This window comes from Pedobacter hiemivivus (genome assembly GCF_005144565.1).
GTDB classification, from domain to species: Bacteria; Bacteroidota; Bacteroidia; order Sphingobacteriales; family Sphingobacteriaceae; genus Pedobacter; species Pedobacter hiemivivus.
The window spans coordinates 1-16,269 of the sequence record NZ_SWDX01000020.1; the positions used below are offsets into that span (position 1 = coordinate 1).

The 16,269-nt window shown below is 38.2% G+C and carries 14 protein-coding genes and 1 pseudogene; 12 read left to right on the plus strand and 3 right to left on the minus strand.

Annotation, left to right across the window (positions count from 1 at the left end; translation table 11 throughout):
* Positions 1-189, minus strand: a pseudogene (locus FBD94_RS25490) (IS5/IS1182 family transposase); the annotation flags it as partial.
* A 265-nt stretch (positions 190-454) separates the two neighbouring features.
* Entirely contained in the window at positions 455-2,902 is a 2,448-nt protein-coding gene (locus FBD94_RS25495; protein ID WP_136882317.1) for a DUF5686 and carboxypeptidase regulatory-like domain-containing protein, read from the minus strand.
* A 350-nt stretch (positions 2,903-3,252) separates the two neighbouring features.
* Here FBD94_RS25495 and FBD94_RS25500 point away from each other — a divergent pair, with 350 nt between their 5' ends.
* From FBD94_RS25500 to hemH, 12 genes are all read left to right on the plus strand, one after another.
* The gene (locus FBD94_RS25500; RefSeq protein ID WP_169472414.1) at positions 3,253-5,763 is read left to right on the plus strand and encodes a DUF5686 and carboxypeptidase-like regulatory domain-containing protein; all 2,511 of its coding nucleotides are present in this window, start codon (positions 3,253-3,255) and stop codon (positions 5,761-5,763) included.
* A 69-nt stretch (positions 5,764-5,832) separates the two neighbouring features.
* On the plus strand, positions 5,833-7,020 hold the full coding sequence (kbl, locus tag FBD94_RS25505) for a glycine C-acetyltransferase (RefSeq protein WP_136882319.1): 1,188 nt from the start codon (positions 5,833-5,835) through the stop codon (positions 7,018-7,020).
* 102 nt (positions 7,021-7,122) lie between these two features.
* Entirely contained in the window at positions 7,123-8,160 is a 1,038-nt protein-coding gene (gene pheS / locus FBD94_RS25510) for a phenylalanine--tRNA ligase subunit alpha (protein WP_136882320.1), read from the plus strand.
* Positions 8,161-8,574, plus strand: coding sequence for a Rieske (2Fe-2S) protein (locus FBD94_RS25515; RefSeq protein ID WP_136882321.1), 414 nt, complete (start codon positions 8,161-8,163; stop codon positions 8,572-8,574). It abuts the gene before it with no gap.
* On the plus strand, positions 8,574-9,149 hold the full coding sequence (locus FBD94_RS25520; RefSeq protein ID WP_084289076.1) for a TetR/AcrR family transcriptional regulator: 576 nt from the start codon (positions 8,574-8,576) through the stop codon (positions 9,147-9,149). Before FBD94_RS25515 ends, FBD94_RS25520 begins: the two co-directional genes overlap by 1 nt.
* Before the next feature lie 114 nt (positions 9,150-9,263).
* On the plus strand, positions 9,264-9,374 hold the full coding sequence (locus FBD94_RS25525) for a phenylalanyl-tRNA synthetase subunit alpha (RefSeq protein WP_131612855.1): 111 nt from the start codon (positions 9,264-9,266) through the stop codon (positions 9,372-9,374).
* Positions 9,375-9,467: 93 nt separating this feature from the next.
* Positions 9,468-10,922 (plus strand): 23S rRNA (uracil(1939)-C(5))-methyltransferase RlmD, encoded by a 1,455-nt coding sequence (gene rlmD / locus FBD94_RS25530; protein ID WP_131612854.1) that lies wholly within the window; start codon positions 9,468-9,470, stop codon positions 10,920-10,922.
* A gap of 13 nt (positions 10,923-10,935) precedes the next feature.
* Positions 10,936-11,340, plus strand: a complete 405-nt coding sequence (locus tag FBD94_RS25535) for a hypothetical protein (RefSeq protein WP_131612853.1) — start codon at positions 10,936-10,938, stop codon at positions 11,338-11,340.
* Between the two features lie 172 nt (positions 11,341-11,512).
* Positions 11,513-12,022, plus strand: coding sequence for a phosphoribosyltransferase family protein (locus FBD94_RS25540; RefSeq protein ID WP_090782987.1), 510 nt, complete (start codon positions 11,513-11,515; stop codon positions 12,020-12,022).
* A gap of 95 nt (positions 12,023-12,117) precedes the next feature.
* Positions 12,118-13,011, plus strand: a complete 894-nt coding sequence (locus tag FBD94_RS25545; RefSeq protein ID WP_165503734.1) for a hypothetical protein — start codon at positions 12,118-12,120, stop codon at positions 13,009-13,011.
* A 53-nt stretch (positions 13,012-13,064) separates the two neighbouring features.
* Positions 13,065-13,913 (plus strand): 4-hydroxy-3-methylbut-2-enyl diphosphate reductase, encoded by an 849-nt coding sequence (locus tag FBD94_RS25550; protein WP_136882322.1) that lies wholly within the window; start codon positions 13,065-13,067, stop codon positions 13,911-13,913.
* Between the two features lie 72 nt (positions 13,914-13,985).
* Positions 13,986-14,999: a ferrochelatase gene (gene hemH / locus FBD94_RS25555; protein ID WP_136882323.1), complete on the plus strand. Its 1,014-nt coding sequence runs from the start codon at positions 13,986-13,988 to the stop codon at positions 14,997-14,999.
* Here the strand turns inward: hemH and FBD94_RS25560 are convergent.
* Positions 14,989-16,215 (minus strand): 3-deoxy-D-manno-octulosonic acid transferase, encoded by a 1,227-nt coding sequence (locus FBD94_RS25560; RefSeq protein WP_131612849.1) that lies wholly within the window; start codon positions 16,213-16,215, stop codon positions 14,989-14,991. The two genes, hemH and FBD94_RS25560, sit on opposite strands and share 11 nt — an antisense overlap.
* Positions 16,216-16,269: the final 54 nt, after the last annotated feature.

The following is a 16,269-nucleotide window of genomic DNA, read 5'->3' on the forward strand; positions in this document are numbered from 1 at the left end:
CTTAAACATACGGATGGGACTCTCCGCAGTACGTCCATTGGTGTGGCAGTACTTCTCGAGCAGTTCATCATAAATGAAACTGAAGTCTATTAGATCGTTGATCTTTCGAAGTAAATTGTCTTTGGGAATGATCAAATCATACAATCCTGAGTAGGCACTGAATTGAATCTTTTGTTGATGAGCTAACATTGGGCACCTTTTAAAACCTACTTTTAAGGTACAAAAAAAGAGCAGATAACCATAGTTCTTCTGCTCTTTTTGGACTCCAAATATTTAAAAGGACTTTTTCAGTGCCCTCGTCATGCGATACATCCCCTTTTTTGTGTACGCCCGTCATCCTGAATTTATTTCAGGACCCCTCATGAGTATGTTTTTTCGAATGGGTGGTGCGAGATCCTGAAATAAATTCAGGATGACGAGCGCATTAGTCCAAAGTTCATGACGAAGGCCTGGACTAAAAACCGTAAGATAGTCTGAAGCCATGCTGTATTCTGGTGCGGCCATTGAAGGCAAAGCCGTAAACGGCTCTAAATATTAAACGCTGAACCCCAAAGTAGAACTCCGAGTAATCTTTTTTGAGTGGCTGGCTTAAATAGTTGGCACCAACCACTTCTTCCAGTTTTAGTTTACGGAGGAATGGAACCTTGTTGCTAAACATGCCGGCAAAGTTATGCTCCAAATGTGCCTCTATATATTCTCGATCGGTACTGAATAGGTAAAAATCAAGGAATAGGAATTTTCTTAATTCTGGTAAAGAGAACAAGGCGTTATTGCCCCTGAAATGTTTGGCCTCGGGATAGTAGATTTGATTGTTATTTAGGAATTTTCCTGCTTCCAGTGTAACTGATGAATAACCCCATAGGCCGAACTTAATTTTCTCTTGCATGACTTCCAGTGAAACAAGATCATAATCAACATCACTACTGAGTGCGTTTTTTACACCTTTTCTATACGAAAGGTCAATTGTAGGGTATTTGACTGGCTGATAAATCCGACCATCAGGATGGGTAATGTATTGCTGCTTGATGGTATAATTTAGAGATGCTTTTAAAGTTAATGCCTGGTAGGTAGGGAACAATGGTGTCTCCACGGCAGGCGTAAAAGGATTGTTAGAGGTAAACTGCTCTCCTTTAAAGTCGTCGAATTTGTAATTAGTACTATTCTGGAGGTTGGTATTCCGTGAGTAATTGGCACTAAGGTGCATTAGCAGGCCATTGGCCAGCCCTCTTGTTGTTCCTATGTTGGCAAATTCTTTTTTATAAAATTTGGAGTAGTTGGTCTCAAAAAGCAGGGAGTTGATGGAGTTACTATACAGACTCATAGAACCATAATTGTTAAGGTCGTATATGCCAGATCCCGCGCTTATGCTAATATCTGCTCTTTTCAAAGGGTTGTAAAGGTAACTAGCGGTCAGGTTTCCGGTAAAGGTTTTATTTGAAAAGCCATACCTGGCTTCCGCTCGGATACTGTAACTGCGTTGATCTTCAAGATCTTTTTTGTAAATAACAGCGGGTTTGAGCGTTAAGCCCTCAACAGTGTTATAAAATAGAGAGTTGGTAAGTGGATCGAAAGTATAGTGCTCTTTTCTACGATATTTGTTTATGGTGTGTCCGAATACGACGAGTGAAAATGGGCCGATTCTGTTGTTAGCTTTTTCCAGAGAGTCGAGGTAATGACTTGAGTTTTTTATGGCAGCAATGCTGTCTTTTCTAATGTAATTTCTGCTTTCTTCTGCGGTAAGAGGAATGGGACGGTTGTTTAACCAGAATAGAGAGTCCTTTTTGTTGACGGCCTTATTGATATTCAGAATCTCACCGTTGAAAAAGTGTTTAGGGAAGTTGGGCTGCAGGTTGTAGTTGCTGTAAACTCCTATGTAATAGCCTTCGAATTTAAAACCTAATATGTTCCCATTGAATTGAAAATTAGTATTGGTGGGCATATATGTATTGCCCGTTTTCAAAAACTGTTGGGAGATGTTCAGGGTGTCTAGTAGATTAATGCCAGTGTTTTGTGTGAGGTAAACATTGACGTTGACCAGATGCCAGCTATCCTCTCTAATGTATATAACCCCTCTAAATACAGGGTCGTGTTCCCTACGGGGAATGACTTCGATTTTGTTGATCAGTGTACCATTTTCCATACTTACGCCTAATAACTTGTAATGATAATAGCGTAGGGCATTGTCGGCGATTGGAGATATAAAGCCACGGGTGCTTAATTTGGTTTCCAGTAGAATGTTGTCGTAGAAATTGATGATCAGGTCTGAAGCTTTGTTGAAGCTAAAAGTTTTATTTGTACCAGCGGTTTTTGAAGAAATCATTTCCTCATGAATCTGATCGGGGTATTTATAAGCAAAAGTAGACGTGGATTCTGAAAGATATAGGATCCCTTTTCTATTCGTGTCTAAATCCAATAGCTTTTGTATATCCTTTCCGAATATTTTTTTTGGAGCTCCAACTAGCTTCTGCACACCTTTGATGTAGACGTTTGTTGTATAGGCTTTTACTTCGCTCAGGTGTTCCTTTCTCGCTTTTATTGCTTTCCTGATAATTTCATAAGCAGGATCTTCGGCATTTGAACTGATGGTAACCCCCGAAAGGCTGAAAGCCTCAGGGCTAAGTACCACATTTTGAGAAATGCTGGCGCTGATGGTTAATTCTTTTTCTATGGGTTTATAGCCAATAGCTTTGTATACAACGATATGGGTACCCTGATCAATGTTGAAGGCATATTGCCCATCGATATTAGCGGCAGTCCCTTTTGTTGTACTTTTAATAAATACCGAAGCGAAAGACACAGGATTACCTTCAGGATCTTGAATGCTGCCACTGAGTTTAAAGTGCTGAGCGGAGCTGTCCAGTAAGCTAAGGAAAAGGGATATGGTAAGGAGGATCTGCTTCATCAATAGGTGGGCAAGTATAACTGTAATTTACAACGCGTACGAGCGCGCATTGTTTTAATTTGTTAACCGGTAATTTTTTTAGTTTGGATTAAGATAGGGAAAAAGGTTGAAATTAAGATATAGACGCAATATTTGGTCGATTATAGGCTACCTATTTATAGGTATATTGGGCTTGAAATCTGTATTTTATCATACTTCTTCAGCAGAAATGAAAAATCGTACTTATCTTTGAACCTTATCTAATAAGACCCAACTGCGTAGACTCTATGTTTTCTCACCTGATAATTTTTTGTCGTATTGTCGTCAACGCCATTCCTTTTAACCTTTTACACCTTTTTCCCTTGCAATCTTTGAGTAAATTATTATCTAGCGCAGGCCTTCTGATACTTTTCTTTTCTTTGCCATCTTTCGGACAAACAACTATTAAAGGTGTGATTAAGGATAAGCATACAAAGCAACCTATCCCTGCGGTTTCGATTTCATTTTCAGGTATTACTGGAGGGACTGTTTCTGATAAAGAAGGTTTTTTTCAGATTCGTGTTAGTAAAACGATAAAAGGACTTATTTTTTCTGCAATAGGCTATAAAAAGCTTCATTATACAATGTCTGCAAAAGAATCGCCGTATGTAAATATTGAACTGGAAGAGGCTAGTAATGACCTTGATGGTGTGAGTATTGTTGGGGCTAAAAAACCAAGGTATCGCAATAAGAATAATGAAGCTGTTGAGTTGATTAGAAATGTTATTGCCAATAGAGACAAAAATCGAAATAAGCAGGATAGTACTGTAGTTTTTAACCAGTACGAAAAACTTAATATGTCTTTAAATATGGGCGCAGCAGAGATTCCTACATCTTCTTTTTTACGCAAATTTCCATTTTTGCTTAAAACAGCTGATACACTGCGAATCCCGGGAAGAGCATTGGTTCCTTTATTTATGCGGGAGCGCTTAACCATGTTGCAGGAAACCAAAGATCATGTAGATGATAAATCTGTGGTGCTGGATGAAAAGCAATCAAGAGTTGACCAGGGGTTTGATGAAGATGGTGTGGATGAATATCTAAACCATATTTATCAACATGTGGATATCTATGATCATGATATTTCGCTCGGTAGTCAGCGTTTTTTAAGTCCGATCTCGTCGCTTGCCCCTGAATTTTATAAGTACTTTATTGCAGATACCATTAAAGATGTAAAGCCTTATGTAGTCCGCCTTGCATTCAGCCCAAGAAGTAAACAGGATCAGCTTTTTATGGGCGAAATGCTGATTCCACTTGATGGTAATTATGCGGTAAGTAGCGTAACACTTTACCTGAACAAAGCCATTAACATCAATTGGGTAAACGATTTTCAGGCCAGTGTTGAATATCAAAGGGATAAAAAAGGTCAATATTATATTTCTAAGAGTACTACCGCCATGGATTTGGGGCTGTTTAAAGGTAAACACAGTCTTTACGGTATACGAACAGTAGCGACTTTCGATTATAGAATAGGCAATAAGGGAGTTGTTTTTCCAAAACCTAGATTGCTTTCGGTAAGGAAGAAAAAAGAAGATACTTTTAATCGCCCATTGGCTTTATCTTCTTTAGAATTAAATGCGTATAAAAATATCGATAGCTTGAAAGTATCTCCTAAGTTTAAACGCTTTATGAGTCTTTCGACTCTGGTGATGTCGGGGTATAATAAGCAGGGGCCTATTGATATTGGGCCAGTAACCTCTTTTTACAGTTTTAACAACGTTGAAGGAACGAGACTTCGCTTGAGTGCACGTACAAATGAGGATTTTAGTGATAAGTGGCTTATAGATGGTGGAGTTGCTTATGGGACCAAAGACAAAGAGTGGAAGCATGCTGTCGGAGTAATTTATTCCTTTAAGCCCGAAGGTATACTTAGGTTTCCATTAAATTCAATTACCATAAAGAGTAGTTATGAAACCCAGATTCCAGGTCAGGACTTTAGTTTTATAGAAGAGGATAATTTTTTGCTTTCGTTTAAAAGAGGGGTTGATGATAAACGATTATACACCAGGAAATGGTCTGGAGAGTATGTTCGCGAAATGGAAAACCATCTTTCTTATCGTGTTGGCTATCGAAACCAGGAATTTACTCCAGCGGGTGGACTCTTCTTTCAACCGGCTTCGGGTGCGCCATTAGTGCCTAATCTTCAAGTATCAGAATTTACTTCCGAATTTAGATGGGCACCTAAAGAGCAGTTTTTCCAGGGAAAGCGCTTCCGTCGTCCTATAAAAAATGGATATCCTGTTTTTACGCTCAGGGCTTCGACTGCGGTTAAAGGATTCTTAGGTGGAGATTATACCTATCAGAATTTATCTTTGAATATCTTTAAAAGGGTGTATATTTCTCCTTTTGGTTATTCAGATGTGATTGTTGAAGGTGGAATGATATTGGGTAAAGTTCCTTTTCCACTCCTGTCTATCCATAAGGCCAATCAAACCTATTCTTACCAGATTCAATCCTATAATTTGATGAACTTTATGGAGTTTATGAGTGATAGATATGCCAATATCAATATTGATCACTCTCTGAATGGCTTAGTCTTAAACAAAATTCCATTAATTAAAAAATTGCAACTTCGTGAGGTCTTTTCTGTGAAGGTACTTTACGGTGGGATTTCAGCAAAGAACAGACCAGAAAACGACCCTAATCTTTATAAGTTTATTACGGATAAGGACGGTGTTCAGACTTCATTTGCATTGGGTAAAACGCCTTATGTGGAGGGGAGTGTAGGCCTTTCAAATATTTTCAAGTTGCTGCGAATCGACTACGTTAGACGCTTCACTTATCTGGATCATCCGCAAGTGGCTAAATCGGGGATCAGAGCCAGGATACACCTCGATTTCTAAACATACCTGATTTTTGGTTACCACCCGAACAGCGGAATTGCATAACTTTGGCGGTATAACGAATATATTATGTATAAAACATTACAGCCAGTTCTTAAGCAGGAACTAGATCAAATAGAAAAAGATGGTTTATTTAAACGTGAGCGTATTATTGTTACGCCACAGGGCGCAGATATAAAGGTAAGTACAGGGCAGGAAGTGATTAACTTTTGTGCAAACAATTACCTTGGCCTATCTTCTGATCCACGTGTTACTGATGCAGCTAAAAAGGCAATCGATAAATATGGTTATGGAATGTCGTCTGTTCGCTTTATTTGTGGCACCCAGGATGTACATAAAGAACTGGAAGAAAAGATCTCTAAATTTTTAGGTACTGAAGATACTATTTTATATGCTGCTGCATTTGATGCAAATGGAGGTGTTTTTGAACCTTTATTTAACGATCAGGATGCAATTATATCTGACGAATTGAATCATGCTTCAATTATTGATGGCGTTCGTTTGTGTAAAGCTCAGCGTTTTAGATATAAAAATGCAGATATGGCTGACCTCGAACGTCAGTTGATTGCAGCTAAAGATTGCAGACACCGTATCATTGTTACGGATGGTGCATTTTCTATGGATGGAGTAATCGCTCCATTAGATCAGATCTGTGATCTTGCTGATAAACATGAAGCCTTGGTGATGATCGATGAGTCACACTGTACAGGATTTATCGGAAAAACAGGTCGTGGTACCCATGAACATTTTAATGTAATGGACCGTGTTGATATTATCACTGGTACTTTAGGTAAGGCTCTTGGTGGTGCATCAGGTGGTTTTACTGCAGGTAAAAAGGAAATTATTGATATGTTACGTCAACGGTCTCGTCCATATTTGTTTTCTAACACTTTGGCTCCCGCCATTGCGGGTGCTTCTGTGGCCGTATTGGATATGTTGAGCGAAACAACTGATTTAAGAGATAAACTGGAAGCCAATACCAAATATTTCCGTGAAAAAATGACTGATGCAGGGTTTGATATTAAACCAGGTGTACACCCAATTGTACCTGTGATGTTGTATGATGCAAAATTAGCGCAAGAATTTGCAGCAAAGATGCTGGAGGAAGGGATTTATGTAATCGGTTTTTACTATCCTGTAGTTGGACAAGGTAAAGCGAGAATCCGCGTTCAGCTGTCTGCTGCTCATGAGATGCACCATTTAGATAAAGCAATTGCTGCATTTACGAAGGTAGGTAAAGCACTAGGCGTGATATAAAATGTAAGACCGGGTTCATTTTCCTGCTTGGAACATCTTGCAAGTTGATTTTGAACCCGGTGTTTATAAAAATATTCTAGAAATTGCTGTATATTTGACCCCATGTTACAAGATAAGATAACACAATATACCGAAGAAATAAATGCTTTTTCTACGGATAATGCTGACGAATTAGAACAATTCCGCATAAAATTCCTTGGAACCAAAGGAATAATCAAAGATATTTTTGATGAGTTTAAAGCTGTGTCACCAGAGGAGAAAAGAACGCTGGGTAAGGTTTTAAATGAATTTAAGCAATTGGCAGAAGCCAAATATCAAACACTTAAAGACCAGACTGAGGTAGCTGATACTTCAAAAGAATCGGGTATGGACCTAACACTTCCGGGTGAAGGTTTTGAAGTCGGTACTCGTCATCCTTTGGCTTTGGTGAGAAGAGAGATTATCGAGATTTTTAATAAACTTGGTTTTGTGGTGGCCGAAGGGCCGGAAATTGAAGACGATTGGCATAACTTTTCTGCATTAAACTTTCCTGAAGAGCATCCCGCACGTGATATGCAGGATACTTTCTTCATTAAAAAAGGTGGAGAAAATGGTGATATCGCATTGCGTACACATACATCCTCAGTACAAGTGAGAATGATGGAGGCTGGAAAACCACCGTTCAGAGCAATTATGCCAGGACGTGTTTACAGGAATGAGGCAATTTCTGCAAGAGCACATTGCTTTTTTCATCAGGTAGAAGGTTTGTACGTGGATGAAAATGTATCTTTTGCCGACTTAAAGCAAACCTTGTTTTATTTTGTGCAGGAGTTGTATGGTGAGGGTACAAAAGTACGTTTCCGCCCATCTTATTTTCCATTTACAGAGCCATCTGCAGAGATGGATATTTCTTGTACCATATGTAAAGGTGCCGGTTGCCAAATGTGCAAGCATAGCGGTTGGGTAGAGATTTTAGGTTGCGGTATGGTTGATCCAAATGTTTTGGAAAACTGTAATATCGACAGCAAGAAATATAGTGGATTTGCATTTGGAATGGGTATTGAGCGTATTGCAAATTTGAAATTTGAGATAAAAGACTTGCGTTTGTTCTCGGAGAATGATGCAAGGTTTTTGAAACAATATAAAACTTCATTGATATAAATGAGGAGTATCCCCGGTATATTATTGTTCATTTTGGTGTTGGTTGGATGTGGTAAAGAAAGTCTGGTGATCCCTAATGTACCGGTTAATTTTAGTGTTCCCTTAACTGATCCAAGATTGATTAGGTTAAGTAGCCCGGGTGGGGCCGTTGCTTTTGATAGCTATGGCGTTGCAGGCATAGTGATATACCGAACGCTTAATGGTGGGTATGTAGCTTATGATAGGTGCAGTACGGTTAATCCTGAAAAGAAATGTGCTGTAGTGTTAGATGATCCAAGTTTTACGGTTACGGACAAATGTTCGGGAGCGAAGTATCTTTTGGAAGATGGCAGTCCAGCAAAAGCACCCGCGGAGATATCACTAAAAAAGTATAATACATTTGTTGCAGGAATTACATTACACGTAACCAATTAATGGAACCAGAGAAAATAAAAGAGAGCATCGTTAGAGCTGCTAAGGAGTTGTTCAGAAAATACGGTTATCATAAAACAAGTGTTAATGAAATCGCCAGGAAGGCGCGTATAGCGAAGGCAACCATCTATAAATATTTTGAGAGCAAGGAACAGATTCTGGATGCCATTTTGATGGATTATCTGGATTTAAACCTACACGAGATCTTAAAAAATAAGGCTCAGTTTGCTGACGAGGAAGAACACCTTAAGGCTTTGGTGATGAAAACCTGCAGGTTAACTTATACGGTGTGTAATGAGTTTATTGGTTGGGATTTTGTACGCGAAAACGCCAACTCTCAGGAGTTTTTAAAGCATTTGTCTGATCAGTTAGAGTCCTTATTGCTTTCTGCTTATCTGGAGCTTGATCACTTTAAAAATCACCCATCTCGTAGAGAGGGACTGGCATTTCTATTGAAGGCAAGTAAAAATATAGTATTTTCTTTTGCTTTTACCTCTGTTAGCGATTCTGATGTACGCAAGAATTTTGTTAGTTTCCAGAAAGAATTACTTCCTTTCTTAGTTAAAGCTGCTTTATAAACAGCGCTACCTGCTCATCTGGACAGGTAGATTTCTTTACATAAGTTTAAAGTAGACCGATTCGGTATTTGGTATAAAAGATGTTATATTTGATATATATCATCAGTTATAGCAATGAGTAAAGAAGTTTTAGAGATTTCCGTATTGGTAGAAGAGAAGTTTGATATGAAATTTGATCTGGTAGCAGGTGTTTTTGGGTTTATACTTAAAATCTTTGGCCAGTAGCATTTAGTCAGCAGATTCCTTTGTATAGCGACATTCCAAAATGTCTGCAGGATAGCTGTATGTCTGAAAAAAAACCTGTAAATTTGCGGCATAATGAGTAGAAATAGAAAAGCCGGAACGATAACCATCATTCCTGATGTAAGTATTATTGATATTGCCGAAGAAGGTAAAGGTGTTGGAAAGGCTGATGAGCTGGTTATTTTTGTAGAAAGAGCTGTGCCGGGTGATGTTGCCGACGTTCGTATTGTAAAGAAGAAGAAAAATTTAGCGGAGGCCGTAATTGAAACCCTTCATAAAAAATCTGAATTAAGAACAGATCCTTTTTGTCAGTATTTTGGTACCTGTGGTGGCTGCAAATGGCAGCACATGGAGTATGATGCTCAATTAAAGTTTAAATATAAAAATGTTGAGGCTGCCTTACAGCGTCTCGCGAAAATAGATACGGCCAGTATGGAACCAATTCTGGGTTCGGCCGAAAATAAATACTACAGGAATAAACTGGAGTATACTTTCTCTAATAAGCGCTGGTTAAATAAAGAGGATATGGTAGAAAGGGCGGAAGCACTTGATACGGATGGTCCTAATCCAGATTTGGAAATGAATGCCTTAGGTTTTCATGTTCCCTTGCGTTTTGATAAAATAATTGATATTCAGCATTGCTATTTACAAGCTGAACCTTCTAACAGCATCAGAAATGAGGTTAGGGATTATGCTTTAAAGGCAGGGCTTACTTTTTATGACTTACGCAACCATGAGGGTAATTTGAGAAATCTGATTATCCGTACCTCTTCAACAGGAGAAGTTATGGTGGTCGTGGTATTTGCTTATGCAGAGCAGGGGCAGATTGATGGTTTGATGGAGCATTTGAAAAGCAAGTTTTCTGAAGTTACTGCTCTTTTATATATCGTAAATCAAAAGAAGAACGACACCATTTTTGATCAGGAAGTGATTACTTATGCTGGCAGAGACCATATTTTTGAAGATATGGATGGTTTGAAGTTTAAAATCGGTGCCAAATCTTTTTACCAGACCAATTCTGATCAGGCACACGAATTGTATAAGATTACTAAGGAATTTGCTGGGTTTACTGGTAATGAGCTAGTTTATGATCTTTATACTGGTGCCGGTACGATTGCTAATTTTGTAGCCCGTAGTGTAAAACAAGTTGTTGGGATTGAATATGTGCCAACGGCTATTGAAGATGCTAAGTTTAACTCCAAACTAAATGGAATAGACAATGCCATCTTCTATGCTGGTGATATGAAAGATATCCTGACCAGGGAGTTTATTGCTGATCATGGTAAGCCTGATGTGGTGATCACAGATCCTCCAAGGGCTGGAATGCATGCTGATGTAGTTGAGCGCTTGTTAGAAATGGAAGCTGATAAAATTGTTTATGTAAGCTGTAATGCGGCTACGCAAGCACGCGACCTGAGTTTGCTGAAAGAAAAATATGAAGTTGTACGGATTAAACCCGTTGATATGTTTCCGCATACCCAACATGTAGAGAACGTAGTATTGTTAAAATTTAGAGGGGAATTAGCCTAAGCAATTTTTAAAGATGGATATTGAAGAATTAATGCCACAACAGCCTGAGGGCGGCAAAGAAGAACAGAAGAAAAGTCCGTTGGTAAGTCTGGAGAAAGATCTGGACTTATATGCAGAAGCTTTGAAGGAAGTAGCAATAGAAATTATCGTCGAAGGGATTTCTGCCAATCCTATCTTTATTGCGCATCAGCATACGGTAAGTATAGGAGAGGTAATTTTGGATAGGAAGGAATTAAGTACAGATTGGACCATACAGGCCTCAACTTTTGAGGAGTTTGTAGAGAAAGGAATCATTACGCCTGAGAAAAAAGCTTTGTTTTTGAGAAGCTATAAGAAACCTGAAGATTTTATGTGTGTATTTGTGATTGTGCCTGAAGGTGCCAATTTTATTTACTATCCTTACAAAAACAAGGGCTAAGCATTTGGCTTACAAAAGAAATCCCTATCCGGGCAAACATGGATAAGGATTACTAAAAACTACTAATTAGACAACGCTAAAGCAGAAAGGTTTCATGGTTTAGAAAATATTTTTAAATATTTGAATATGAACCTTAAAATCGTTCTTTTTGTAGCATAAAATAAGGGAAAAAATGGCAGGATCTCAATTACTCATTCTAGATAAAAAGCAGATACAACAGAAAATAAACCGGATTGCTTATCAGATATTGGAAGATAACCTTACTGAAAAGGAAATTGTGCTGGCCGGGATCTGGGACAGAGGCTATAAACTGGCACTGAGATTGAAAAAGGTATTGTCTAAAATCTCTGATTTGAAGATTACCATGCTAAAGATTGACCTTGACAGGAAAAATAGCAAGTTGGTTGCCAATACTGACCTGGATGAATCTCATTGGAAAAATAAGGTGATCATTCTTGTTGATGATGTATTGAATAGTGGTAAAACCCTTGCCTATGGCTTAGGCGTGTTTTTAAATACGCCGCATAAAAAAATCAGAACGGTAGTATTGGTAGATAGGAGCCATAAAATATTTCCTATAGCTACCGATTATGTAGGTCTGAAAATGGCAACAGTTCTAAAAGAACATGTTGATGTGGTTATGGATGTTGAGGGTGAGGAAGATCGGGTTTATTTGAGCTAATTACTTTTAGAAACAGGAGATGCAGTATGATATTATTTGTGTATGCAGTCCTGGTTTTTCTTGTACTAAGGTTTTGCGTTACTTTATTTAACTTCTTGTCTAACCCAAAGCTTGGGTATTATAGTAAGCATTTTTCAGAAAAGGTTTCGATCATTGTTTTAACTTCAACGGTTAAACAGGATGTAGAAAACCTGCTGACTTCAATTGCTGAGCAGGACTATGAACATACCGAAGTTTTTGTTCAACACTTGGAAAGTATCTCTGAACTTGTGAATCAAACCACAGGGAAATATCTTTTGTTCTTATCCCCGAGTACTACCGTCCATTTTGGTTTAATTAATAACCTAATGTACCGGATGAAAGTATTTAACCTGGCTGTTTTGAGCTTAATTCCCACTTTTAAGGCTTCAGGCTTTATTGCGAATTGCATTTATCCATTAAATGATTTCTTGTTGTTGAATCTACTTCCGCTACGATTGGTTAGGTTAAGCAGTTTTTCGGCATTTACCGCAGGTAGTAATGATTGTTTGTTTTTTGATGCAACAATATATAAACAGTATAAATGGCATGAAAAATTACACCCTAAAGCTTTGGAGGCAACGGAAATAATAAAATTGGCAAAGCAACAACGGCTAAAAGCTGAGGTTTTACTGGCTAATAAATTTGTATACAACACTGTTGATGTAAAAGATACGGCTAGCTTTTCGATGCGGTTGTTGATGAATTTCTCGAATAACAATTTAGCGGCGCTGATGTACTTAACATTAGTTATCGTTGGCCCTGTTATCGTTTCGTTTGATTTTAATCCGGCACTTATAATTCTTCCAATCGGCTTGATCTTTTTATCAAGGGTGATGATCGCTTTTTTGACTGCTCAGAATCCTTTGTTGCAGGTCTTGTTGCACCCCCTGCAGATGATCATGTTGTTTGGATTGATGCTTAGGGGGATTTGGGGGCATATTGCCTTGTCAATTAAACCTAAGAAATAGAAAAATCAAGCAGATTTTGCGTAATTTTGTATTATCTCAAAAAAATGATATCCATGGAATACAATTTAGCGGTAACAATAGATAAGGCATCGGGCTTTTGCTTCGGAGTAGTTTACGCTATTGATATGGCTGAAGATATATTGGACAATGAAGATTATCTTTATTGTTTAGGAGATATTGTTCACAATGACGAGGAGGTGAAGCGATTGACTGATAAAGGACTTCGCATTATAGATCATGAACAGTTACAGGGTTTGCATAAAGAAAAGGTATTGATTCGCGCACACGGAGAGGCGCCATCTACTTATGAACTTGCGCTGAAAAATGAATTGACCTTGATCGACGCTTCTTGTCCAGTTGTATTGAAATTGCAGAATAGAATCAAGAATTCGTACGATGATGAGGAGCAGATTCTGATATTCGGAAAGCATGGTCATGCGGAAGTGATCGGTTTACAAGGGCAAACCGATGGTAAGGCTATCGTATTCCAGGATATTGCTGAGTTGGACAAGGTCGAATTACCAGCTAAGTTTACCTTGTACAGTCAAACCACAAAGAGTACTGATAAATTTTATGCAATTAAGGATGAGCTGATCAATCGTGGATATGATGTTAAAGCGAATGATACCATTTGTAGACAAGTATCTAACCGTTATGGCGATCTGGAGAAATTTGTAGCAAACTATGATAAAATTTTGTTTGTGTCTGGCAAAAAGTCTTCTAATGGAAAGGTTCTGTACGATGTATGTAAAAAATATAACGACAACTCTTATTTCATATCCAATGTTTCGGAAATTGATCTGAGTTGGTTCGCTCCCAATGATAAAGTAGGGATTTGCGGAGCAACATCAACACCAATGTGGCTTATGGAAGAGGTGAAAGCCTTTCTCCTTCATCATTAAAAAGTAATTATTCCTTTTCGGGTAAATGATAAAACAGAAAAACGGTTTGAATAGTTAATTTTGGGGATAATTATGGGAAAAAAGGGTGTACTGTTAGTGAATTTAGGAACTCCGGATAGTCCGGAAGTTGGTGATGTACGTAAATATCTAGATCAGTTTCTGATGGATGAGCGTGTGATCGATGTTAATGTTTTTAACCGTACCTTATTGGTTAAAGGTATTATTGTTCCTTTTCGTAGTCCGAAAACTTCAAAACTTTACAAAGAGATTTGGGATGAAAATGGCTCGCCCTTATTGTATTTTAGTAAAATACAAGCCGCTTTAGTACAAGAACAGCTCGGTGATGATTATCATGTAGAGCTGGCCATGCGTTATCAAAATCCATCTATTTTGTCCGCTTTGGAAAAGATGAAGGCTGGCCTCGTTGAAAGTATTAAAGTAATTCCGTTGTTTCCTCAATATGCATCTGCCAGTAGCGGTTCAGTAATCCAGTTGGTGATGGAATTGGTCAGCAAATGGGCTACTATTCCTCCAGTAAGTTTTGTAAGCTCTTTTCATGATAATGAATTGATGTTGGAAACTTTTGCTGAAAATGCGAGAAAGTATAAGCCAGAAACTTTTGATCATGTTTTGTTTAGCTTTCATGGCTTACCAGAGCGTCAATTGTTGAAATGTGACCATACTGGGAAGCATTGTTTGAAAAAAGACAATTGCTGTGATACCCTAAGTGATACCAATAAGTTTTGCTATTCGGCCCAGGGGCATGATACGGCGAGATTGATTGCTCAAAAATTGAATATTGCCAAAGAAGATTATACCGTTTGCTTCCAGTCGCGCTTAGGAAAAGAACCTTGGGTGCAGCCTTACACGACTGACGTGTTGAAAAAGCTTGCCGCTGAAGGTAAAAAGCGACTATTGGTTTTTAGTCCTGCTTTTGTTGCCGATTGTTTGGAAACCCTTTATGAAATTACGGTTGAATACCACGAAGAGTTTAAGGCTCTTGGTGGAGAACATGTACAGCTTGTTGAAAGCTTAAATGATAATCCGAAGTTTATACAGGCATTAGTTGAAATGGCTAAGGCTTAAGATATTGACTTAAATATTGCAGGATCTGGTCTGTAGATCCTGTTTTTGAAGTCACGTAATTCTTTGCGATGTCACCTTCATTTCCAGTACTAGTTAGGGTAGTAAAAGCTGCGTTAAGCTCATTGATGTTTTGGATGCTTTTTGCAGCTCCGATCTTAATCAGGTCTTTTGCTTCCTGGAACTTCTCGTATTTTGGTCCAAAAATAACAGGTATGCCAAATGCCGCTGCTTCTAAAGTATTGTGGATGCCAGCGCCAAAGCCTCCACCGATATAGGCAATATTGCCGTAGGCATAAAGTGAAGATAACATTCCAATATTATCTATAATCAGTATTTGATGCTCGGCGGATGTCTCATCGGTAGCAAATGTCGAATATTTGATCGCTTGAGGAAACAAACCCTCTATTTCATTAATGTGATGCACACCGATTTCATGAGGTGCAACGATGAATTTCCATTCTGGATTTGAAGTACATAATAAGGCAATCAGTCGTTCGTCCTCAGGCCAGGTACTGCCGGCAATAAATACAGGTGCATTTCCACAGAATTTTTCAATTAGACTTAGTTTCTTGGGTGTGGATGCATTTTCGGCGACCCTGTCAAATCTTGTATCTCCACTTAGTGTAGCATTTTGAATATTTATCGTTTTTAGCAACTGAATGCTTTCTTCATTTTGCACAAAGAACTGGCTCACATAGCTCAGCATTTTTCGATGAAAGGAACCGTACGACTTAAAAAAGATTTGGTTAGGTCTGAAAATGCCTGAAATGATTAATAAGGGAATGTTTTTATGGTGTAGCGCTTTAAAGTAATGATACCAGTATTCGTATTTGGTGAAAATGGCAAGTTCAGGATTAAAGGCTGTGATCAATCGCTCCGCATTTGCTGCTGTATCCAGTGGTAGATAAAAAACTGCTTCGGCTAATGCATAGTTTTTCCTGATTTCATAACCAGAAGGAGAGAAGAAGGTGACGATTATTTTTTTATTCGGGTATTGTTCTTTTAATTTCTCCAATACTGGTCTACCTTGTTCAAATTCACCTAAAGAAGCAAAGTGAAACCATATATGTGGGACAGTTGAATCTATTTTTTTTTCAATTTTGGCGAAGATATTTCGTCTACCCTTTAAAAAAAATGAAGCTTTGGAATTAAAAGGAGAGAATAACCTGATTATTAAGCCGTAAAGTTGAATTGCAATGTTATAAAGCCAAAGCATTTTGTGTGTTTATTTATTATCTTAGCCGAAGATACTTTAATATAATTAAAACGG

Excerpts from the sequence above, each read along its gene's own strand:
- FBD94_RS25550 (WP_136882322.1), top strand. The coding sequence starts at position 13,065 with ATGGAATACAATTTAGCGGTAACAATAGATAAGGCATCGGGCTTTTGC.
- hemH (WP_136882323.1), top strand. The coding sequence starts at position 13,986 with ATGGGAAAAAAGGGTGTACTGTTAGTGAATTTAGGAACTCCGGATAGT.
- FBD94_RS25540 (WP_090782987.1), top strand. The coding sequence starts at position 11,513 with ATGGCAGGATCTCAATTACTCATTCTAGATAAAAAGCAGATACAACAG.
- kbl (WP_136882319.1), top strand. The coding sequence starts at position 5,833 with ATGTATAAAACATTACAGCCAGTTCTTAAGCAGGAACTAGATCAAATA.
- FBD94_RS25495 (WP_136882317.1), bottom strand. The coding sequence starts at position 2,902 with ATGAAGCAGATCCTCCTTACCATATCCCTTTTCCTTAGCTTACTGGAC.
- FBD94_RS25515 (WP_136882321.1), top strand. The coding sequence starts at position 8,161 with ATGAGGAGTATCCCCGGTATATTATTGTTCATTTTGGTGTTGGTTGGA.
- rlmD (WP_131612854.1), top strand. The coding sequence starts at position 9,468 with ATGAGTAGAAATAGAAAAGCCGGAACGATAACCATCATTCCTGATGTA.
- FBD94_RS25520 (WP_084289076.1), top strand. The coding sequence starts at position 8,574 with ATGGAACCAGAGAAAATAAAAGAGAGCATCGTTAGAGCTGCTAAGGAG.
- FBD94_RS25525 (WP_131612855.1), top strand. The coding sequence starts at position 9,264 with ATGAGTAAAGAAGTTTTAGAGATTTCCGTATTGGTAGAAGAGAAGTTT.
- FBD94_RS25560 (WP_131612849.1), bottom strand. The coding sequence starts at position 16,215 with ATGCTTTGGCTTTATAACATTGCAATTCAACTTTACGGCTTAATAATC.
- FBD94_RS25535 (WP_131612853.1), top strand. The coding sequence starts at position 10,936 with ATGGATATTGAAGAATTAATGCCACAACAGCCTGAGGGCGGCAAAGAA.
- pheS (WP_136882320.1), top strand. The coding sequence starts at position 7,123 with ATGTTACAAGATAAGATAACACAATATACCGAAGAAATAAATGCTTTT.